Annotated in this window: 1 protein-coding gene; it reads left to right on the top strand. The window is 76.4% G+C overall.

Features of this window, described 5'->3' with window-relative positions:
* The coding region (locus JYA52_RS00040) for a hypothetical protein (RefSeq protein ID WP_205651141.1) at positions 1-330 on the top strand (330 nt) is incomplete at both ends.

Here is a 330-nt window from a genome sequence, read left to right as displayed (position 1 = left end):
CGGCTTCGACAGCTCCACCCCCGGGACCACCGCGCCCACCGGCTGGACCGAACGCTTCGAAACCAGCGGCGGCCAGGTCGCCGAACAAGCCGACCGGACCCAGCCCGCCGCCGGCGCCTGCGGCACCGCGACCTGGACCTTCAGCTCCGCGAAGGCCGTGGCCGCCTGTCGCACCGCCCTGAAACCGGCCGGGACGGGCACGCCGCCCCCGCCCGGGCCCACCGCACCGCACGCATCGTGCTCGCGCTCCCCCACGAGAGGCAGGGTGCCGGTGGCGGTGGCCTTCAGCGACACCTCGCGGGGCAACCCGTCGGCCTGGGCCTGGGAGTT

It is taken from the genome of Arthrobacter pascens (assembly GCF_017052465.1).
GTDB lineage: Bacteria > Actinomycetota > Actinomycetes > Actinomycetales > Micrococcaceae > Arthrobacter > Arthrobacter pascens.
The sequence above is the reverse complement of the archived record's forward strand: the minus strand, read 5'-3'. Positions and strand labels throughout refer to the sequence as shown.